At 68.2% G+C, this 21026-nt stretch carries 16 protein-coding genes and 1 tRNA gene; 10 read left to right on the top strand and 7 right to left on the bottom strand.

Going from position 1 to position 21026, the window contains the following annotated elements:
* Positions 1-19 precede the first annotated feature (19 nt).
* The 4 genes from hpt to dacB are packed head-to-tail and all read right to left on the bottom strand — an operon-like array spanning position 20 to position 3993.
* On the bottom strand, positions 20-610 hold the full coding sequence (gene hpt, locus A5790_RS18020; protein ID WP_066847108.1) for a hypoxanthine phosphoribosyltransferase: 591 nt from the start codon (positions 608-610) through the stop codon (positions 20-22).
* Positions 597-1583, bottom strand: coding sequence for a tRNA lysidine(34) synthetase TilS (gene tilS / locus A5790_RS18015; RefSeq protein WP_066847106.1), 987 nt, complete (start codon positions 1581-1583; stop codon positions 597-599). Before tilS ends, hpt begins: the two co-directional genes overlap by 14 nt.
* The gene (locus A5790_RS18010) at positions 1562-2623 is read right to left on the bottom strand and encodes a zinc-dependent metalloprotease (RefSeq protein WP_369829793.1); all 1062 of its coding nucleotides are present in this window, start codon (positions 2621-2623) and stop codon (positions 1562-1564) included. The genes tilS and A5790_RS18010 overlap by 22 nt, the downstream gene beginning before the upstream one ends.
* On the bottom strand, positions 2620-3993 hold the full coding sequence (gene dacB, locus A5790_RS18005) for a D-alanyl-D-alanine carboxypeptidase/D-alanyl-D-alanine-endopeptidase (RefSeq protein WP_066847102.1): 1374 nt from the start codon (positions 3991-3993) through the stop codon (positions 2620-2622). The genes A5790_RS18010 and dacB overlap by 4 nt, the downstream gene beginning before the upstream one ends.
* A gap of 116 nt (positions 3994-4109) precedes the next feature.
* On the opposite strand from dacB, the gene A5790_RS18000 reads away from it, so the two are divergent.
* The 3 genes from A5790_RS18000 to A5790_RS17990 all read left to right on the top strand — a co-directional run bounded on the left by A5790_RS18000 (position 4110) and on the right by A5790_RS17990 (position 8607).
* Complete coding sequence (locus A5790_RS18000; protein ID WP_064399302.1) at positions 4110-4595, top strand: inorganic diphosphatase; 486 nt, start codon at positions 4110-4112, stop codon at positions 4593-4595.
* Between the two features lie 89 nt (positions 4596-4684).
* Positions 4685-5200 (top strand): 2-oxo-4-hydroxy-4-carboxy-5-ureidoimidazoline decarboxylase, encoded by a 516-nt coding sequence (locus A5790_RS17995; protein WP_066847251.1) that lies wholly within the window; start codon positions 4685-4687, stop codon positions 5198-5200.
* A gap of 122 nt (positions 5201-5322) precedes the next feature.
* Positions 5323-8607 (top strand): LuxR family transcriptional regulator, encoded by a 3285-nt coding sequence (locus A5790_RS17990; protein ID WP_231987834.1) that lies wholly within the window; start codon positions 5323-5325, stop codon positions 8605-8607.
* Positions 8608-8615: 8 nt separating this feature from the next.
* Here A5790_RS17990 and A5790_RS17985 read toward each other — a convergent pair whose 3' ends face one another.
* Together A5790_RS17985 and A5790_RS17980 are read right to left on the bottom strand one after the other, a co-directional pair.
* Positions 8616-9005, bottom strand: a complete 390-nt coding sequence (locus A5790_RS17985; RefSeq protein ID WP_066847096.1) for a hypothetical protein — start codon at positions 9003-9005, stop codon at positions 8616-8618.
* A 44-nt stretch (positions 9006-9049) separates the two neighbouring features.
* Positions 9050-10054 carry a TerC family protein gene (locus A5790_RS17980; RefSeq protein WP_066847094.1) on the bottom strand — a complete coding sequence of 335 codons (1005 nt, stop codon included), beginning with the start codon at positions 10052-10054 and terminating at the stop codon, positions 9050-9052.
* Between the two features lie 289 nt (positions 10055-10343).
* On the opposite strand from A5790_RS17980, the gene A5790_RS17975 reads away from it, so the two are divergent.
* The 7 genes from A5790_RS17975 (at position 10344) to A5790_RS17945 (ending at position 20962) form a co-directional block, all read left to right on the top strand.
* The gene (locus A5790_RS17975) at positions 10344-14249 is read left to right on the top strand and encodes a Pls/PosA family non-ribosomal peptide synthetase (RefSeq protein ID WP_066847092.1); all 3906 of its coding nucleotides are present in this window, start codon (positions 10344-10346) and stop codon (positions 14247-14249) included.
* Entirely contained in the window at positions 14246-15577 is a 1332-nt protein-coding gene (locus A5790_RS17970) for a M1 family metallopeptidase (protein WP_066847249.1), read from the top strand. Before A5790_RS17975 ends, A5790_RS17970 begins: the two co-directional genes overlap by 4 nt.
* Complete coding sequence (locus tag A5790_RS17965) at positions 15520-16851, top strand: lipopolysaccharide biosynthesis protein (RefSeq protein WP_369829792.1); 1332 nt, start codon at positions 15520-15522, stop codon at positions 16849-16851. Before A5790_RS17970 ends, A5790_RS17965 begins: the two co-directional genes overlap by 58 nt.
* 64 nt (positions 16852-16915) lie before the next feature.
* A complete protein-coding gene (galE, locus tag A5790_RS17960) occupies positions 16916-17893 on the top strand; it encodes a UDP-glucose 4-epimerase GalE (RefSeq protein WP_066847243.1) in 978 nt (325 codons plus the stop codon).
* A complete protein-coding gene (locus A5790_RS17955; RefSeq protein ID WP_197696823.1) occupies positions 17877-19667 on the top strand; it encodes a hypothetical protein in 1791 nt (596 codons plus the stop codon). The genes galE and A5790_RS17955 overlap by 17 nt, the downstream gene beginning before the upstream one ends.
* Positions 19668-19691: 24 nt before the next feature.
* Positions 19692-20063, top strand: coding sequence for a carboxymuconolactone decarboxylase family protein (locus tag A5790_RS17950; protein WP_066847087.1), 372 nt, complete (start codon positions 19692-19694; stop codon positions 20061-20063).
* A complete protein-coding gene (locus tag A5790_RS17945; RefSeq protein WP_231987833.1) occupies positions 20060-20962 on the top strand; it encodes an alpha/beta fold hydrolase in 903 nt (300 codons plus the stop codon). Before A5790_RS17950 ends, A5790_RS17945 begins: the two co-directional genes overlap by 4 nt.
* Here A5790_RS17945 and A5790_RS17940 read toward each other — a convergent pair.
* A tRNA-Thr gene (locus A5790_RS17940) sits at positions 20933-21008 on the bottom strand. The genes A5790_RS17945 and A5790_RS17940 overlap by 30 nt on opposite strands.
* Positions 21009-21026 lie beyond the last annotated feature (18 nt).

The following is a 21026-nucleotide window of genomic DNA, read 5'->3' as shown; positions in this document are numbered from 1 at the left end:
GCCCCTCATCTTGCGCCGTTCAGTGCTGCTCGTACACCTTCGGGTCCAGCGTGCCGATGTAGTCGAGGTCGCGGTAACGCTCGGCGTAGTCCAGGCCGTAGCCGACGACGAACTCGTTGGGGATGTCGAATCCGACGTGCGCGATCTCGACGTCGGCGCGCACCGCGTCGGGCTTGCGCAGCAGCGCGCATACCCGCAGCGAGCGGGGGTGGCGGGTGGCGAGGTTGCGCAGCAACCACGACAGGGTCAGCCCGGAGTCGACGATGTCCTCGACGATGAGCACGTCGCGGCCGTTGATGTCGCGGTCGAGGTCTTTGAGGATGCGCACCACACCGGACGACGACGTCGACGAACCGTAGGAGCTGACCGCCATGAACTCCAGCTGCGTCGGCAGCGGGATCGCGCGCGCCAGGTCCGTGACGAAGAAGACCGCGCCCTTGAGCACGGTCACCAGCAGGAGATCTTGGCCGTTTTCGGCGACGGTGTCGCGGTACTCCTCGCCGATCAGGGTGCCGAGCTCGGCGATCTTCGCCTGGATCTCGTCGGACGACAGCAGCACCGACTTGATGTCACCGGTATACAACTCGGCGGATCGCTCAGGCACGGGCACAGTTTTTCATGGTTCGCACCGGCTCCGTGTGCAGGGTCAGCATGCCGTCCCGGCGGCCCGCGATCAGCCGTCGCTTCCGCAGGGGGGATCCGACCGCGACCCCGCCCTGGCCTCGCCACGCCGTGACGAGGGCGTCGACGGCGCGGATCTGCTTGTCGGTCAGCCCGGCGGCACCGCCGTCGAGCAACCATCTGCGAATCACCCTGCGCCGCAGTGCTTCTGGGAGAAGAGCGAGCTCGTCGCCGTCGAGCGCATCGTCGCGACGCAGCCCGGTCAGTGCGCGGTCGGCCAGCTCGTCGAGGGTGTCGGTGTCGGCGCGCAACGCGCCTGCGGTGCGGGCCAGCGCCTCCGCGACGCCTCCGCCGAGAACGTCTTCGAGCAGCGGTAGCACCTCCTCACGCAGGCGAACCCTGGTGAACCTGCGCTCCGCGTTGTGCGGGTCCTGCCACGGCGACAGACCGAGCTCGACGCACGCGGCCTCCGTCGCCGCCCGCCGCACACCCAGCAGGGGCCGGCCCCACGGCGGATCCCACGGCCGCATGCCTGCGATCGACCGCGGCCCGGAACCGCGGCCCAAACCCAGCAGCACCGTCTCGGCCTGGTCGTCCAGCGTGTGGCCCAGCAGCACGGGCATCCCGTCCCTCGCCGCGTCCAACGCGCGGTATCGCGCGGTGCGCGCGGCGGCTTCGGGACCCCCCACCGTGCCGATTTCGACGGTGATCACCTGCGCTGCAACGCATCCCACAGACATACCCTGTTTGCGCGCGTTCTCCGCAACGGCGGCGGAGTCCGGCTGCAACTGATGGTCGACGATCAGGGCGGTCGTCGGTTTGAGCCGCGCCGCGACCGCGGTCAATGCCAGCGAGTCGGGGCCTCCAGACAGTGCGACGCACCAGCGGTCGCCGATGCCGAAGTCGCGGTCGAACGCCTCGACCGCCGCCCGAAGCCCGGCTACAGCACCCTGTCGATCCATCGTTGAGGCTCGTCGATTTCGGTTGGCAGAGGCAGTGTTTCGGGTCCCGTCCACACGGCGTTGAACCGGTCCATGCCGACAGCGGACACCACGTGGTCGACGAACGCCTTGCCGCGGGTGTACTGGCTGAGCTTGGCGTCGATGCCCAGGAGCATCCGCACCACCCGCTGCAGCGGCGACTGTTTGCGCTGACGTCGCTCGTCGAACCGCTTGCGGATCGTGGCGACCGACGGCACCACAGCGGGACCGACGGCGTCCATCACGTGGTCCGCGTGGCCTTCCAGCAGCGTGCCGAGCACGAGCAGTTTGTCGAGGGCCTCACGCTGAGGTTCGGACTGCACTGCCCGCAACAGCCCGATCATCCCATTCGAATTGACATCTGCCACACCGCCGTTCGTCTCGTCGCGGCGGCTGCGCACGAACGAGGCGAGCCTGGAGACCATCTCGGCGATGTCGTCGGAGCTTTCTTCGGTGAGCACGGCGAGTGCACCGGACATGTGTTCGGCAAGCCACGGGTTGGCGCGGAACTGCACCCGGTGGGTGACCTCGTGCAGGCAGACCCACAGCCGGAAGTCGTAGGGCTGCACCTGCAACTGGCGCTCAACGGCGATCACGTTCGGGTAGATCAGCAGCAGTTCGCCACCGCCGGGGCCGAACGGGTCGTACTGGCCGAGGATGCCCGAGGAGATGAACGCCAGCACCGCTCCGGTCTGCGCACCCGTGATGCGCCCGCTGATGGCACCGGCCGGCTTGTCCGATCCGCCCGTCATCACGCGCATGGACCTGGTGGCCGCGCGAATCCACTGCGGGCGGTCCACGATTCGGGCCTCGGGGATCTCACCGCCTTCGGTCATACCGGTGACCTCGCGCACCGGCAGTTCGGCGGAGCGCGACGCCTCGGCCAACTGCTCGATCACCTGCTTGCGCGTGTAGTCGGTCGACGCCGGGCCGGGCCGGGCGAGCTTCTCCCCCACGGCGGCGGCGAAGTCCCAGTCGACGGCGCGACCGACCGACAGCGAGGATTTGGTCGAGGGGCTCACGCGCTGCACCCGCAGGCTCGCAGTGTGGCGGCCACGTTGTCGAGCGCGATGCGTCCAGTCGGGCCTGCGTTGTTGGAGATCAGCGCGAACGTGAGCACCCGTCCGTCCTCGTCAGTGACGATGCCCGACAGCGAATTGGTGCCGGTCAGCGAGCCGGTCTTGGCCCGCAGAAAGCCGGCCGAATCCTTGTGCGCCCCCTCGAGATAACGGTTGGACAGGGTGCCGCTGCCGCCGGCCACCGGCAGCAGGTCGACCAGCGGTCGCAACGCCGGATGCTCGTCACCGGCCGCGGCTTGGGCCACCTCGTCGAGCGTCTTCGCGGTGAGCCGGTCGTCGACCGACAGCCCGCTGGAGTCGAGCAGCCGCGCCCCGGCCGTGTCGATGCCGGCGTCGGCGAGCGCGCTCAGCGTCGCGCGCGTCGCGCCGTCGAAACTCTGCGGCCTGCTCGCCTGCGCGGCGACCTCACGGCCGATCGCCTCGGCCATCACGTTGTCTGAGGCGTACATCATGTCGCGTAGCCGCGAGATCAACGGCGGTGACTCGACAGCGGCGATCTCCTCACCGCTGGCCGCGCCCGGCAGCACGGTCACCGTCGCCGGGTCGACCTTCAACGCCACCGCCAGCGCTCGCCCGGCATCCAGCGCCGGCGTGTGCGAACGCACCGAGTCGTAGCTCACCGGCTGGGTGCGGCCGCCGTCGAGCATCACCGACTCCATCGGCGCGATGTCGCCGTAGTCGATGTCGAGCGGATCCCAGCCCGGCGCCAGCGTCGGTCCGCTGTAGGTGCTGACGTCGACCGCCACCCGGGTGACCTCCATACCGCTGCCGCGGACCCGCTCGGCCAGGTCGCTGATGCGTGCCGCGTCGCGGTACCAGGTGTCCTCACCGGGCGGTGCCGCCGACAGCGTCGGATCTCCGCCACCTTTGAGCACCACCACCCCGGGCTGGCTGCCGCGCAGCACGCGGGTGGTCAACCGCGCGTCGCGGTCCAGCGTCAGCAGCGCGGCCGCGGCCGTCAGCGACTTGTTGGTCGACGCCGGCTGCATCGGCACGTCGGCGCGTTGCGCCCACAACTCGGCCCCGGTCAGCGCGTCGGTGATCCGGCCGGTGAGGTCGCCGAGGTTCGGGTCGGCCAGTACGGGCGCGAGCTTGGCGGCCAGCCGGTCCGGGACAGGCTTGGGCGCCGAGTCGGCGACCGGCACGACACCGGGGTTCGCGGTCGCGGCCGGCGGCGTCGGCTTCCCCGCCGAGGCTTCGGTCGACCGACCTGTGGTGAGCATCGCGGCCACCGCCACGACCACGGCAACCAGCAGCAACACCGCCACCGAAACCGCCACGTGCGTGGATCGCCGCCACTGACTGGGCCGCATAACCCTCCTGCTCAACCTGGACCGCCCCCGTACAAGCAGCGTATCCCTCCATTAAGGTTGACCCGCGTTATCACCGGACGACCCCAGACCAGAGCACAGGGCAAGGAGCCGCGGCCGTGCAGTTCGAGGTAGTGATTGAGATCCCCAAGGGTTCCCGCAACAAATACGAGGTGGACCACGAGAGCGGCCGGGTGAAGCTGGACCGCTACCTGTACACGTCGATGGCCTACCCGACCGATTACGGATTCTTCGAGGACACCCTCGGTGAGGACGGCGACCCGCTGGACGCCCTGGTGCTGCTGCCCGAATCCGTGTTCCCCGGCTGCATCGTCGATGTGCGGCCGGTGGCGATGTTCCGGATGACCGACGAGGCCGGCGGCGACGACAAGGTCCTGTGCGTGCCTGCCGACGACCCGCGCTGGGAACACATCCAGGACCTCGGCGACGTGCCTTCCTATGAGCTCGAGGCGATCAAGCACTTCTTCGTGCACTACAAGGATCTCGAACCGGGCAAGTATGTGAAGGCCGCCGACTGGGTCGGTCGCGCCGAGGCCGAGGCCGAAGTCCAGGCGTCGGTCGAGCGGTTCCAGAAGGACCACTGAGCCCGATTTACGGGCGCGCTGATTTTTCCTCGCCGTAACACGGCGTAACCGGGACGTTCCCCTCGCGGTCGATCATTGCTGTCGTGTTGATGCATCAGGGGATCGGCCTCGAAGCGTTCAACGCCATGCCGATGCGCAGGGCCGTACACGCCGTGTACGAATGCTGTTACAGCGTGCCGCTGGCCGCCGATCTGGCGCGCGGACGGCCGTACGCCGACCACGACTCGCTGTTCCGGGAAGCCGATGCGCTGCTGTTCGGCCTCGGCGAGGACTCCATCGACACCATCCTGCAGGCCTACCCCGACGTCGGGCGGCGACCGGGCAGCGAGAAGTCGGCCGCTGAGCAGTGCGCGATCTGGTGCGACCAACCCGAGCTGATGGAACGCCTGAGTCAAGCGTCGAAGCGATACCTCGAGCACTTCGGCTTCGGGTTCGTGATGTTCGTCAACGGCTTCGACGCGGGGCGGGTGCTCGCAGCGATGCTCGACCGGATGCACAACGACATCGAGACCGAGCGCAAGGTCGTCCGCAACGAGTTGGCCCGCATCAATCGCACCCGGCTCGAACGCATGCTGGGTCCCGAAGGCGGCTACGACAACTGGTGACGCCGGACCCCTGAGCCGCGCTGCACGCGTTCCCGTGGAAGCGCGCCTACGCATTCCGGCGCCGGAACTATCGGCATTTTCGCTGATGTTTCCGCGATATCCCCGGTCGCATGCTGGCTAGCATGAGCGAAACTAGCTGGAGCGACGTGAGCATGGGCGAGCTTCCTACTGGAACGGTCACGCTGCTGCTGGCTGATGTCGAAGGGTCGACTCGGCTGTGGGAGACCCAGCCGGAAGCGATGCGGACTGCCGTCGAGCGTCTCGACCGGACACTGGGCGACGCGGTCACCGCTCATGGCGGCGTACGGCCCGTCGAGCAGGGCGAAGGCGACAGCTTCGTCGTCGCGTTCGCCCGCGCCGCCGATGCGGTGGCCTGCGCCTTGACGTTGCAGGGGGCAGCGCTGGCGCCGATCAAGCTGCGGATCGGGATCCACACTGGCGACGTTCGTCTGCGAGATGAGGGCAACTACATCGGACCGACGATCAACCGCGCCGCCCGGTTGCGTGACCTCGCGCACGGCGGCCAAACCGTGCTCTCGGGTGCGACCGAACCGCTCGTCGTCGACCAACTGCCCGCCGACATCACGCTCTACGATCTCGGTAGTCACCCGCTGCGTGACCTGCCGCGCCCCGAACGGGTTGTACAACTCTGCCACCCCGATCTGCCCAATCAGTTCCCACCGCTGCGCACGGCGCACATGTCGAATGTCCCTGCTGCCGAAAACCTTCCGGTTCAGCTGTCGAGTTTCATCGGACGCAAGACCGAGATCCGTGACATCCGTGAGGCGCTCGAGACCAACCGCATGGTCACGCTGACCGGTGCGGGCGGGGCGGGCAAGACCCGGCTCGCGATACAGGTCGCCGTCGAAATCGCCACCGACTTCGCCGACGGCGTCTGGTACGTCGACCTGGCACCGATCACCGATCCCGACGTGGTGCCCGTGGCGACCGCGCGCGCATTGGGCCTGCCCGACCAGCCCGGGCAGCCGACCACCGACGTGGTGCTGCGGTTCGTTCGCGACCGCCGAATGCTGATCGTGCTCGACAACTGCGAACACCTGCTCGACGCGACCGCTGAAATGGTCATCGCGCTGCTGGGTGCCTCTTCGACCTTGACGTTGCTGACCACGAGTCGCGAACCGATCGGTGTAACGGGCGAGGTGAGCTGGCGGGTCCCCTCGCTGTCGCTGGCCGACGAAGCGCTCGAGCTGTTTTCCGACCGCGCCCGCAGAACCAAACCCGATTTCCGAATCTCGGCGCAGAACTCGGGAACCGTCACCGAGATATGCCGCAGGCTCGACGGGCTTCCGCTCGCGATCGAACTCGCCGCGGCCCGGGTGCGGGCGCTGTCACCCGACGAGATCCTCGACAGCCTGCACGACCAGTTCCGTCTCCTGACGGGTGGAGCGCGTACCTCTGTGCGCCGCCAGCAGACGTTGCGCGCATCGGTGGACTGGTCGCACGCGTTGCTGAGCGAGCCGGAGCAGACGTTGTTCCGAAGGCTGGCAGTGTTTTTCGGCGGCTTCGACCTCGACGCCGCGCACGCCGTCGCCGGCGATGACGACGCTGAGCGCTATCAGGTGCTCGATCAACTCACCCTCCTGGTGGACAAGTCTCTCGTCGTTGCCGACGACACCGGTTGGGGCACCCGCTACCGGCTGCTGGAGACCGTGCGCCAGTACGCCCAGGAGAAACTGCACGAATCACGCGAGGGTGACGTCATACGCGCACGGCACCGCGATCATTACAGTGCGACGGCCGCGCTTCTCGACAGGCCGCCCGATACCGACCACGAACGGCGCGTCGACTGGGCCGAAGCCGAAATCGACAATCTTCGGGCAGCTTTCGCGTGGAGTCGAGAGGGCGGCGATGCCGAGCGAGCGCTCACCTTGGCGTCCTCGCTGCAACCGTTGTGGTTGACGCGCGGCCGCATCCAGGAGGGGATCAGCTGGCTGAGCACCGCGCTCGCCGACGCGGACGTGCAGTCCTGCGGCGCTTCGCCGTCACGAGTGAGGGCGTCGGCGAACAAGGCTATGCTGCTGGCGTTTCTCGCCACCAACGACAATGTGCGCGAGGTGCACCAAGTCCTCGAACTGGCCAGAGAGCTCGGCGATCCCGCACAGCTGGCGCGAGCCTTGACCGCCTGCGGAATGTTCGCCGCCGGCGACGAATCGGCCCGGCAGTACTTCACGGAGGCGGCCGAACTGGCCCAAGACCTGGGTGATTCGTGGATTCTGGGCCAGATCCGGGCGCAGGAGGCGCTGGCCGCCTTCATCGGTGACCGTTCGGCCGCGGTGGTGCAGCACGCCGCCGAGGAGGGTCTTCGAATCGCCACCGACATCGGCGACGATTTCGTCTCACGGCAGTGTCGCTTCGCACTGGCGTGGAGGGAGCTCATGATCGGCGACGTGCGGGGAGCAATCCGGCGGTTGACCGAGCTGGTCGACGAATGTTCGGCCAACCGCGATGCGATGTTCTCGATGTACACGTTGGTGGTGCAGAGCTACGCCCTGGCTTACACAGGCGAGCTGGACCGCGCCCTGATGACCGCGCAGCAGGCCCTCCGTCATGCTTCCGAGCTCTTCGACTACTACAAGGGTGCGGTCTACACCGCGTTTGCTCACGTCCACCTCGCCGCCGGCGACGCGCCAGCGGCGTGGCAGGCGCGCGAAATGGCCCGTGCCCTCACAGGCGTCGATACCCGAGTCGCCTCCACCTATGCCTGGACACCGCTGGGCCCGGTTGCGTGCGGTGACCTCGATGCTGCGCGTCGTTGTGCCGATGAGGTGGTCACGCAGACGACGGGCGTTGGCCGATCGCTTGCGTTGGTTGCCCGGGCATACGTGAAGGTCGCCGCAGGTGAACTCGGGGCGGCGGAGCGCGACGTCGACGACGCGCTCGACCTGGCCGTCCGCCTCGGCTGCCACCTCGTTGTGCCCTTCGCACTGGAGGGCCTCGCCTCCGTCGCAGCCATGAGCGGCAACCATCTTGCGGGCGCGCGGTTGCTCGGCGCTGCGGACGCCGCGTTCGATCACATGGGCGTCGTGCGCTTCAAGGTCCTCGACTCCGTTGTCGGACAGGCGGCGGATATGCTTCGGGAAGCGTTGGGCGAGCAGGGGTTTGATACCGCGCGGGCCGAAGGCGCGGCACTGTCCATCGACGAAGCGCTCGCCTATGCGCAACGTGGTCGCGGTGAGCGTAAGCGCGCCGGAAGCGGGTGGGAGTCGTTGACCCGGGCCGAACTCGACGTCGTCAAGCTGGTCAGCGAAGGCCTGGGCAACAAGGAAGTCGCCGCGCGGTTGTTCGTCTCACCACGGACCGTGCAGGCCCACCTCACCCACGTGTACACCAAGCTCGGGCTGACCTCTCGCGTGCAGCTCGCACAGGAGGCGGCCAAGCACCGCTGAGCGCCGGCCTACGACGCCTTCGCCTGACCGCGTAATTCGAGGCTTCGCAGCACTGCGCGGCCCAGCGCGTGCACGTCGTCACGCGGCGACACGGGTACGAGCGTGACGCCGTCGGCGACGTCGGCCGATTCGATGTCGGCGATCAGGCCGGCCAGACCGTCGACGGTGCCTGCGTAGCGCACGCCGTCGGCCGGTTCCAGGGCGTCCCGCACGGACCGGAAGTCGGCCGCGACGGCGACAGTGACGTCGAGGATGACCGCGACGTCGCCGTCGGCCCGCACCCGCACGCGGACCCTCCGCGCGTGTTGCAGGTCCTTGGCCGCGACGCGGACGGGCGGTTGGCCACCGTCGGTCAGTTCATCCCAGCTGTCCGGGGTATCGGTCACGAAGAGGCGCACCCGGCAAGGCTAGAAGACGGCCCGCGGCGGGCCGAGCCTTGCGCTCAGCGCGAATCCAATTTGGAGTTGTCGTTGGCCGCGTTCTTCACATCGTGCACCCGGGTCTTGTAGAGGCTCGCCGCGGTGGTGATGAGCAACGTCACGATGATCACGCCCAGCGACAGCAGGGTCGGGATCTCGGGCACCGGGACGTGCTCACCGCCGTTGATGAACGGCACCTCGTTCTCGTGCAGCGCGTGCAGCAGCAGCTTCACGCCGATGAACCCCAGGATGAAGGCCAGGCCCTGCGACAGGTACACCAGCCGTTTGAGCAGGTCGCCCAGCAGGAAGTACAGCTGCCGCAGGCCCATCAACGCGAAGACGTTGGCGGTGAAGACCAGGTACGGCTCCTGGGTGAGCCCGTAGATGGCGGGGATCGAGTCGAGCGCGAAGATCAGGTCCGTGGTGCCCAGCGCCACGATGACGAGGAACATCGGCGTCATCAACCGCTTGCCGTTCTCCTTCACCCACAGCTTCAGGCCGTCCCACGTGTCGGTCATGCTCAGGTGGTTGCGGGCGAACCTGACCACGACGTTGTCGCCGTCGTCCTCGTGGTCGGTGTCGCGGGCGAGTTTGATCGCCGTGTAGATGAGGAACGCGGCGAAGATGTAGAAGACCCACGAGAACTGGTTGATGGCCACGGCGCCGAGCGCGATGAAAATGCCCCGGAAGATCAGCGCCAGGATGATGCCGACGAGAAGCGCCTGCTGCTGGTACTTCCTGGGCACATTGAAGCTGGCCATGATGATCAGGAAGACGAACAGGTTGTCCACCGACAAGCTGTACTCGGTCAGCCAGCCCGCGAAGAACTCGACGCCGTACTGGCTACCGTGGAAGAACCAGGTCCAGATCCCGAAGGCGATCGCCAGGCTGACGTAGATCGTCAGCGCGGTCCCGGTCTCCCGCTTCGACGGTTCGTGCGGCCGGCGGCCGATCACGATGACGTCGAACAGCAGGATGGCCATCGTCACGCTCAGCGTGATGATCCATTCGAGGGTGGAAACGTTCACTTAACCTCCGGTCGTCAAAACGCCGGAGGTCTCTTCCACCGCCACGATCAAACGTGTCGGCCCGCAGCACCGGTCGTCCGATGACGGCCGACGTGATGACGACACCGCGGCGAAGGAATACTCCCCTCCGCAGGCGATTCTGCCAGGTACTGGCGAATGACCGGTAGCGGGGGAAATCAAACCTCCGCCGCGGCCCTTTTCGGTGCCCGGCGGCCAGTATCGCAATCGTGATCGCGACGCCGCGTGCGGCTCGGGCGACACCGGGGGTGGGCTGAGTAGCTTTGTAGCCGTGACTGGGGAGTTGCGGCAGGAGATCCCACCTCAATATCTGCTGTCCCCGCTCGCGCCGGAGCCGCGCACGCTCGTCGACATCCTCTATGAGACCGCGAAGCGCTACCCGGAGGCGCCCGCGATCGACGACGGCGACGTCCAGCTCACGTACGCCGAACTGATCACCGACATCGAGGACAGCGTCGCTTGGCTCGCCGCGCGGGGCATCGGCCGCGGCGACCGGATCGGCATCCGCATGCCGTCGGGCAGCTACGCGCTCTACGTCGCGATCCTCGCCGTGCTGGCCACCGGCGCCGCCTATGTACCCGTGGACGCCGACGACCCCGAAGAACGGGCGGAGCTGGTGTTCACCGAGGCCAACGTGGTGGCCGTCATCACCGAAGCCGGCCTGTCGCGCTGGCCGGGGTCTTCGCGGGGCTGGCGGGCAGCGGCGCCTCTGGGCCGCGACGATGCGTGGATCATTTTCACGTCCGGCTCCACCGGCACACCGAAGGGCGTGGCGGTCACCCACCGCAGCGCGGCCGCGTTCGTCGACGCGGAGGCACGGTTGTTCGTTCAGGACAATCCGATCGGACCGGGCGACCGGGTGCTGGCCGGTTTGTCGGTGGCCTTCGACGCGTCGTGCGAGGAGATGTGGCTGGCGTGGCGCCACGGCGCCTGCCTGGTGCCCGCACCGCGGTCGATGGTGCGCAGCGGTATGGACCTCGGGCCGTGGCTGGTGGCGCGTGACATCACGGTGGTGTCGACGGTGCCGACGCTGGCCGCGTTGTGGCCCGCCGAGGCGCTCGAGGCGGTGCGGCTGCTGATCTTCGGCGGCGAAGCCTGCCCACCCGAGTTGGCCGACCGGCTCGCTGTCGAGGGCCGGGAGGTGTGGAACACCTACGGGCCGACGGAGGCGACCGTGGTGGCGTGCGCCGCCCGGTTGTCGGGAGGTGGCCCGGTGGCCATCGGGTTGCCGCTGCCCGGGTGGGACCTGGCCGTGGTCGACTCCGAAGGTGAGCCGGTGCCGTACGGCGCCGTCGGCGAGCTGGTCATCGGCGGCGTGGGGCTGGCGCGCTACCTCGACCCGGAGAAGGACGCGGAGAAGTACGCGGCGATGCCGACGCTCGGGTGGAAGCGTGCATACCGCAGCGGGGACCTGGTGCGGCTGGAATCCGACGGGCTCTACTTCGTGGGCCGCGCCGACGACCAGGTCAAGGTCGGCGGGCGGCGCATCGAGCTCGGCGAGGTCGACACCGCGCTCGTCAACCTGCCCGGGGTGAGCGGCGGCGCGGCCGCGGTCCGCCGCACGACCGGTGGCACACCGCTGTTGGTCGGCTACATCGCCAGCGCAGATCCCACGTTCGACCTGGCCAAGGCGCGGGTGTCGCTGGCCGAGACGTTGCCCGCGGCGCTGGTCCCCCGGCTGGTCCTGGTCGACGAACTCCCGACCCGCATCTCGGGCAAGGTCGACCGCGACGCGCTGCCGTGGCCGGTCGACGTCGGCGACGACGACGGCGCCGGGCTGACGGGGACGATGGGCTGGCTCGCCGGGCTGTGGCGCGACGTGCTGGCCGCGCCGGTCGACGGTCCCGAAGCCGACTTCTTCGCGCTCGGTGGCGGCTCGCTGTCGGCAGCGCAACTGGTCGCCGCTCTGCGTCGGCGCCACCCGCAGGTCACGGTTGCCGACCTGTACGACCACCCGCGGCTCGGGTCGCTCGCGGGTTTCCTCGACGAGCTCGATCCGCCGCCGCAGGTGCATCCGCGCACGGTGAAGCCGACGTCGCGCATGACGCAGGCCGTGCAGGTGGCGTTGTCGCTGCCGCTGGCCACGCTGACCGGACTGCAGTGGGTGGTGTGGCTGGCATTGGCCAACAACGTCCTGGCCGGGTTCGTTCCCTGGACCGCACCGCTGAACTGGTGGTGGGTCGGCGTGGGTTTCGTCCTGTTCGTCACCCCGCTGGGCCGGATGGGCATCGCGGCGGTGTGCGCCCGCCTTCTCCTCGACGGGCTGGCGCCGGGCACCTACTTCCGAGGCGGGTCCGAGCACCTGCGGGTATGGCTCGCCGAACGGCTCGCCGAGGCCAGCGGTGCCGAAAACCTCGCGGGCGCACCATGGTTGGTGTACTACGCCCGCGCACTGGGCAACAAGGTCGGCAAGGGCGTGGATCTGCACTCCACACCCCCGGTGACCGGCATGCTCAAGCTCGGGCACCGAAGTTCGGTCGAACCCGAAGTCGACCTGTCCGGCCACTGGGTCGACGGCGACCTCTTCCACGTCGGGCCGATCACTGTCGGCAACGACGCGACGATCGGCGCACGCACGACACTGCTGCCCGGTGCCGTCGTCGGCAAGAACGCCGATGTGGCCCCCGGTTCCGGCGTCGTCGGCAAGGTGAAGAACGGCCAGTACTGGAAGGGTTCGGCCGCGGTGAAGTCCGGCAAGGCCCGTCACCCCTGGCCCGAACACCGCCCGCCGCGGGCGCCGGGGTGGGTGGCGGTCTACGGCGTCTCCTCGATCGTGCTCGCAGGACTGCCGTTGCTGGCGATCGCGACCGGGCTGGCCGTGATCGGATACGGTGTGCGCGAGACGAATTCGGTGGTGGACGCGATCGCCCCCGCGGCGCTGTGGACTCCGGCCGCGACACTGGCCGCCGCACTCATATACGCGGCGCTGACGGTGGCCGGAGTCCGGCTGCTCTCGTTGGGGCTGCGCGAGGGGTATCACCCGGTGCGCAGCCGCACGGGGTGGCAGATCTGGACCACCGAACGGCTGATGGATGCCGCGCGCACCTACCTGTTTCCGATCTACGCGAGCCTGCTCACCCCGGTGTGGTTCCGGGTGCTCGGCGCCAAAGTCGGTCGCGGAACCGAGATTTCGACCGCACTGTTCACACCCAAGTTCACCGTCATCGAGGACGGCGCCTTCCTCGCCGACGACACCATGGTGGCGTCCTACGAGTTGGGTGGCGGCTGGATCCATGTCGCGAAGGCGACGATCGGCAAGAGGGCGTTCCTCGGTAACTCCGGCATCACCCAACCGGGTCGTAAAGTACCCGACGACGGCTTGGTGGCGGTATTGTCGGCCGCCCCGCCCAAAGCCAAGGCCGGTTCCTCCTGGCTGGGCAGTCCACCGGTCCGGTTGCGCCGCAAGCCGACCGCGGCCGACGCGCTGCGCACCTTCCATCCCTCGGCGCGGCTGAAGCTGCTGCGGGGTCTGGTCGAGACCTGCCGGATCGTCCCGCTGATCGTCACGTATGCAATCGGGGTGGCGGTGCTGCTCACCCTGCAATGGTTGGCCGTGGAAGCCGGCTGGGGGTGGGCCGCGTTGAGTGCCGGCGCGGTGCTGTTGGTCGCCGGAGGCGTTGCCGGAGCAGCCGCGGTGATCGCGAAATGGCTTGTGGTCGGCCGCATCGAGGCCGGCGAACACCCGCTCTGGTCTCCGTTCGTCTGGCGCAACGAGGTCTACGACACCTTCGTCGAGACCGTCGCGGCCCCGTGGTTCGCCCGCGCGGCCAGCGGGACACCGGTGATGAACCTGTGGTTGCGGGCGCTGGGCGCCGGGATCGGGCGCGGCGTCTGGTGCGAGACGTACTGGTTACCCGAGGCCGACCTGGTGACCCTCGAGGAAGGTGCCACCGTCAACCGCGGCTGCGTGGTGCAGACGCATCTGTTCCACGACAGGATCATGCGAATGGACACCGTTGTGCTGGAGCAGGGTTCGACACTGGGTGCGCACAGCGTCGCGCTGCCCGCCGCACGCATCGGCGCCGGTGCGACGGTCGGCCCGGCGTCACTGGTCGTGCGCGGCGACGAGGTACCCCCGTCGACCCGCTGGCAGGGCAATCCGATCGCGCCGTGGCAGGCGCCGCGCAAGAAGCGCGCGGGCACGTCGACACCATCGACCGAAGAAACCGCCGCGTGACGAGAGGTAAGAAGAAGTCGACACCGGTCATCGACCCGTACCTGCCCACCAGCGGCAACTTCGGTTACCGGGTGTCACGCTACGAACTCGACATCGAGTACAAGGTCGCCATCAATCGGCTCACGGGCACCGCGACGATCACCGCGGTGACTCTCGCTTCGCTCCGCACCTTCACCCTCGACCTCGCCGACACGCTGTCGGTGACGAAGGTGACCGTCAACGGCGCACGGCCCCAACAGTTCCGCACCACTTCGGGCAAGCTACACATCGCGTTGCGCGATGTGCTGGCTCCGGGCGCGGCGATGACGATCGTCGTGCGCTACGGTGGCGCCCCCAGGCCGATCCGTTCACTGTGGGGCGATGTCGGTTTCGAAGAACTCAGCGACGGCGCCCTGGTCGCCGGCCAGCCGAACGGTGCGCAGTCGTGGTTTCCGTGCGACGACCACCCGAGCGCAAAGGCCAGCTTCCGTCTGCAGATCGCCGCCGAAAGCCCATACCGGGTGATCGCGAACGGCGAGTTGGTGTCCCGACGCGCACGGGCCGGGATGACCACGTGGACATACGACTTGCCCGAGCCCACCTCGACCTATCTGGTCACGCTGCAGATCGGCATGTACGAACGCCGGCGGCTGGCCGACAACGGGGTCCCGATCCACGCGGCGCTTCCGGACCGGCTGCGCGATAACTTCGAACACGACTTCGCCGCGCAACCGCAGATGATGAAACTGTTCGTCACGTTGTTCGGCGACTATCCGCTCAGCGAGGGCTACACCGTCGTGATCACCGACGACGACCTCGAGATACCGCTTGAGGCACAGGGAATTTCGATCTTCGGCGCCAACCACTGCGACGGCAAGGGGCGGGCTGAGCGGTTGATCGCGCACGAACTCGCACACCAGTGGTTCGGCAACTCCGTGACAGCCAAGCGGTGGCGCCACATCTGGCTGCACGAGGGGTTCGCCTGTTACGCCGAGTGGTTGTGGTCGGAGAACTCGGGCGGCCGCAGCGCCGATGAGTGGGCGCGACACTATTATCAGCGGCTCGCCAACTCGCCGCGCGACCTGCTTCTGGCCGACCCGGGCCCGCGCGACATGTTCGACGACCGGGTGTACAAGCGCGGGGCGATGACGTTGCACGTGCTGCGGCGGCACCTGGGCGACGACAACTTCTTCGCGCTGCTGCGGGACTGGACTGCGCGCTACCGGCACAGCACGGTGGTGACCGACGATTTCACCGGGCTGGCATTGCATTACGCCGACGAGTCGCTGCGATGGCTGTGGGATGCCTGGCTTTACTCCCCGCAGTTACCCGACCTGGACACGCCGTGACCGACGCGGGCGCGCCCTTCGATCCGGTCACCGCGAGCAGCCCGGCACCGGCCGGTCCCGCCGCGCGCGGCAGCGTCGGCCGGGTCGGTGTGGCCACCGCCGCAATCGCGGTGTGCGGTTATGCGGTGCTCTACCTGGCCGCCCGCGACCTCGAGCCCGCCGGATTCTCGTTGTTCGCGGTGTTCTGGGGAGCGTTCGGCCTGGTCTCGGGGGCGACGGGCGGGCTGCTGCAGGAGGCCACCCGGGAGGTCCGGTCCGCAGCGCACGTCGAGGTGACCGAGGGCCCGCGCAGCCGTCCGATGTGGGTGGGCGCTCTCGTGGGCGTCGTGTCGGCCGCTGCGATCGCGCTCAGTTCACCGCTGTGGTCCGAGTACGTGTTCGTCGAGTCCCGATGGCTTTCGGTGACGCTGCTGTCTGTCGGACTCGCCGGGTTCTGCCTGCACTCCACACTTCTCGGCATCTCGGCCGGACTGGACCGGTGGACGGCGTACGGATCGCAGATGGTGACCGACGCAAGCCTGCGGCTACTCGTGGCCGTCGCGACCTTCCTGGTCGGCTGGGGCCTGGCCGGCTATCTGTGGGCCACCGTGGCCGGTTCGGTGGCGTGGCTGATCATGCTGATCGTCTCGTCCGCCACCCGGCGCGCCGCGGGTCTGTCGACCCCCGTCGGCACCGCGGATTTCCTACGGGGCGCGTCGCATTCGATCACCGCGGCGGGCGCGAGCGCGATCCTGGTCATGGGCTTTCCGGTGCTGTTGCAGGCGACCTCCGACGACCTGGGCGCGGTCGGCGGCATCGTGATCCTGGCCGTCACGCTGACGCGGGCCCCACTCCTGGTTCCGCTCACGGCGATGCAGGGCAACCTGGTTGCCCACTTCGTCGACCAGCGCACGCACCGGTTGCGCGCTCTCGTCGCGCCCACGGTGATCGTCACCGGTGTGGGCCTGCTCGGTGTGCTGGTGGCTTGGGCGGCCGGACCGTGGCTGTTACGCAGCGCATTCGGTGCCGAATACCGCGCCGACGGTGCACTGCTGGCCTGGTTGACGGGCGGTGCGATCGCCGTTTCGCTGCTCACGCTCACCGGTGCTGCGGCGGTGGCGGCCGCACTGCACCGCGCATACTCACTGGGCTGGGTCTCGGCGACCGTCGCGTCGACGCTGTTGCTGCTGTTACCGCTGGATCTACAGACGCGCACGGTGGTCGCGTTGGTGTGCGGTCCGGTGGTCGGTATCGCCGTGCACCTGTTCGCGCTGTCTCGCAGGCGTGCGGCATGACACCGGTTCGGAGTCCAGGTCGCCCATCCGTATGCTGGCCCCGTTCTACGGTGAGGAAGAGCGAATGACTTGGCTGGTGACCGGCGGCGCCGGATACATCGGTTCCCATGTGGTGCGTACCCTGTCGGACGCCGACATGCCGGTGGTGGTGCTCGACGATCTGTCGACCGGCCTGAAGCGATTCGTTCCGCCGACGGTTCCCTTCGTGCGCGGCACCCTGCTCGACGGTGACCTCGTCGCACGCACGCTCGACAAGCATCGCGTCAGCGGCGTCATCCACATAGCAGGGTTCAAGTACGCCGGTGTCTCGGTGCAACGCCCGCTTCACACCTACGAGCAGAACGTCTCGGCGATGGTCACGCTGCTCAAGGCGATGGAGGCCGCAGGCACCGACAAGATGGTGTTCTCCTCCAGCGCCGCCACGTACGGCACCCCGGATGTCGACACCGTCACAGAGCAGACGCCCACTTCGCCGGAATCCCCGTACGGCGTCAGTAAACTGGTGGGCGAGTGGATGATTCGCGACGCCGCACGCGCGTCCGGGTTACGGCACACCAGCCTGCGCTACTTCAATGTCGTGGGATCGGGTTCGGCGGATCTGTTCGACGTCAGCCCGCACAACCTTTTCCCGCTGGTGTTCGACATGTTGTGCCGCGACGAGACACCGCGGATCAACGGCGCCGACTACCCCACTGCCGACGGCACCTGTGTGCGGGACTACGTCCACGTGTCGGACCTCGCGCTGGCGCATGTCGCCGCGGCGAGGCGGCTGGAAGCCGGCGAAGCAATCGAGCCCGTCTATAACCTCGGCAGCGGTAGCGGCACCTCGGTGCGAGAGACCATGACCACGATCCGCGATGTGACCGGATTCGAGTTCGAGCCGGTGGTCGGTCCGCGCCGGCCCGGTGACCCCGCCCGCATCGTCGCATCGGGCGACTTGGCCGCGCGCGACCTCGACTGGCGGATGCGGCATTCGCTAGAGGAGATGGTGCGCTCGGCGTGGATCGCTCGCCGGCAAGCAGGGGATGCCTATCCGCGGTAACTTCGCGCTGGGCAACTGGGTCGCGCGCGCCGCCATCGTCCTGATCGTCGTGCAGTTGGCGATCCGGGCGGTGCTGGCGTTCGGCGGTTACTTCTACTGGGACGACCTGATTTTGATCGGCCGCGCGGGTACCCAACCGCTGCTCTCGCCGGCGTACCTGTTCGACGACCACGACGGTCACGTCATGCCCGCCGCGTTCCTCGTCGCCGGTGGCATCACCTTATTGGCACCGCTGAACTGGATCGGCCCGGCGATCAGCCTGCTCGTCTTGCAGTTGCTGGTGTCGCTGGCATTACTGCGGACGTTGAACATCATCCTCGGGTGGCGACCAGTCCTGTTGCTGCCGTTGATATTCGCGCTGTTCACACCGCTGACGGTGCCCGGGTTCTCCTGGTGGGCGGCGGCACTGAACTCGTTGCCGATGCTGGCGGCGATGGCGTGGGTCTGCGGTGACGCGATCCTATTGGTGCGCACCGGTCAGAAGCGATACGCGGTGACGGCTCTCTTGGTCTACATCGGCGGTCTGCTGTTCTTCGAGAAGGCGGCGGTGATACCGTTCGTCGCGTTCGCGGTGACCGCTCTTTTGTGCTACGTGACCGGCACCGGACCACTGAAAGCGGTGTGGCGTAGAGGAATCCGCCTGTGGGTGCCGTCGCTGGCGGTCACGGCGGGATGGGTCGGCGTGTACCTGGTCGTGGTCGACCAGAAGCGGTGGAGTTTCGACCTGGCGATGACGTGGGACCTGCTCGCGCGGTCGGTGACGCACGGGATCGTGCCTGGGCTGGTCGGCGGCCCGTGGGACTGGCAACGGTGGGCGCCGGCCTCGCCGTGGGCGACCCCACCCGCGACGGTGATGGTGTTGGGCTGGGTGGCCCTGGCCGCCGTGGTCGCGGTGACGCTGCTGCGTAAGCGCCGGATCACCGCGGTGTGGTTGGTGGCCGCGGGATACGCGATGGCCTGCCAGATCCCGATCTACCTCATGCGGTCATCGCAGTTCACCGCCCTGGAATTGGCGCAGACGCTGCGCTATCTGCCCGACCTCGTCATCGTGCTGGCGCTCTTGGCGGCGGTCGGGCTATGCGCCCCGAACCGGGCGGGGTCGCGGTGGCTGGACGCGTCGCGGCCCCGAACGGTGGTGATCTGTTCGCTTACAGCGCTGTTCGTGGCCAGCAGCGTGTACTCGACGGCGACGTTCTTGACGACGTGGCGCGACGATCCGGCACAAGGCTATCTGCGTAACGCGTTGTCGGGCCTGGCCGACGCGAGCCGGATGTCGGACGCGCCGATGCTCGACCAGGAGGTCGACCCGATGGTCCTGCAACGGGTCGTCGGGCCCGAGAACCGGGCCAGCCACATGTTCGCGCTGGTGCGTGAACGTCCCGAATTCTCCGCGGCCACAGACGAATTGCGCATGCTCGATCACAAGGGCCGCGTGGTCGACGCGAAGGTCACCTGGGTGCGCGCCATCGCGCCTGGACCGCACCCGGACTGCGGTTACCTGGTGCAGCCCGAAGTTCCGGTCCGGATGCCGCTGGACGGCCCGCTGCTACCTGCCGACTGGACGGCCGAGATCAACTATCTGGCCAACAGCGACGGCTCGATGACGATGTCGCTGTCGGAGGGGCGCGAGGTCAAGGTGCCGGTGCGACCGGGCCTGAACCAGGTGTTCGTCCGGCTACCCGGTGCGGGCGACGCGATCGACGTGCGCGCGAATACCGCCGCGTTGTCGGTGTGCATCGCGTCGGGCCCCGTCGGATTCGTGGCACCGAAATAGCGGCCGGCGTGTCAGGCTGTCGGGGTGACCGACATCCGTGACCAAGGCCTGAGGGTTTTCCGCGAACTGCTTCCCGGCGTCCTTCCCGACGGGGACGTCGAACTGCCCACCGACTCCTTCGGCGGCGAGATGCTTCCCCTGGCCATGGACAACGTGTTCGGGCGACTGTGGACCCGGGACGGCCTGAGCCGTCGCGACCGCAGCCTGCTGACGCTGGGCCTCCTGATCGCGCTGCGCGCCGAAGACGAACTGCGGATCCACGTCCAGATCGCGCGCACCAACGGCCTCACCGACGACGAGATCGCCGAGGTCGTCTACCACTGCACCGGCTACGCCGGTTTCCCCGCCGCCAACTCGGCAATGAAGATCGCCAAGGAGGTGTTGCAGCCGACGTGAGCATCGCACCGGTCACCCACCACCGCGTCACCGTCGACGGCGTCGACACCTTCTACCGCCAAGCCGGACCGCCCGACGCCCCGGTCGTGCTGCTCCCCCACGGCTATCCGGCCTCGTCGTACGTCTACCGCAATCTGATGGCCGCACTGGGTGACCGGTGGCGCCTGGTCGCCCCTGATCTGCCCGGTTTCGGTTACAGCTCAACACCTTCACCGGATGCCTTCGGCTACACCTTCGACGCCTACGCGGCGTTTCTGCGGTCCTTCGTCGGCGCGCTCGACCTTCGGCGCTACGTCATCTGGTTGCACGACTACGGCTCCCAGTTCGGTTTCCGCCTCGCCCTGGCCGAACCCGAGCGCGTCGCGGGCCTGGTCATCCAGAACGGTGACATCTACGCCGACGCGTTCGGGCCGAAATACGGGTTCCTGCGCGAGCTTTGGGATAACCCCGGGCCCGCGTCGCGGCGTCGCATCGCCGAGCATGTGACGCTCGCAGGGTTCGAAAGCGAGTTCCGCGGCGAGCTCCCGGCCGAGGTGTCCGACCGCATCAGCCCCGACCTGTGGACACTGCACTGGTCGCTGATGAACACGCCGGACCGGCTGGCCAACCTCATCCACCTGCTCGAGGACCAACCCTCGACACTCGACTGGTTCGCTAACGAGCAGGCCTATCTGCGCACGCATCGGCCGCCGACACTGATCGTCTGGGGGCCGCATGACGGCTACATGCCCGAGGAGTCGGCGCGGGCTTACCACCGCGACCTGCCCGACGCGCCCCTGCACCTGCTCGGCGGCGGGCACTGGCTGCTGGAAACGCACCTCGACGAGGTCGTGCCCTTGGTCTCTGACTTCCTGACCCGAGGACCGAAGTGGAGCCACCTAGGAGAATCGAACTCCTGACCTGCTCATTACGAGTGAGCCGCTCTGCCGACTGAGCTAAGGTGGCGTGCCCGCGATGAGCGCT

Source organism: Mycobacterium sp. 852002-51152_SCH6134967, from assembly GCF_001667105.1.
Lineage (GTDB): Bacteria > Actinomycetota > Actinomycetes > Mycobacteriales > Mycobacteriaceae > Mycobacterium > Mycobacterium neumannii_A.
This window is presented reverse-complemented; position numbering and strand designations above follow the sequence as displayed.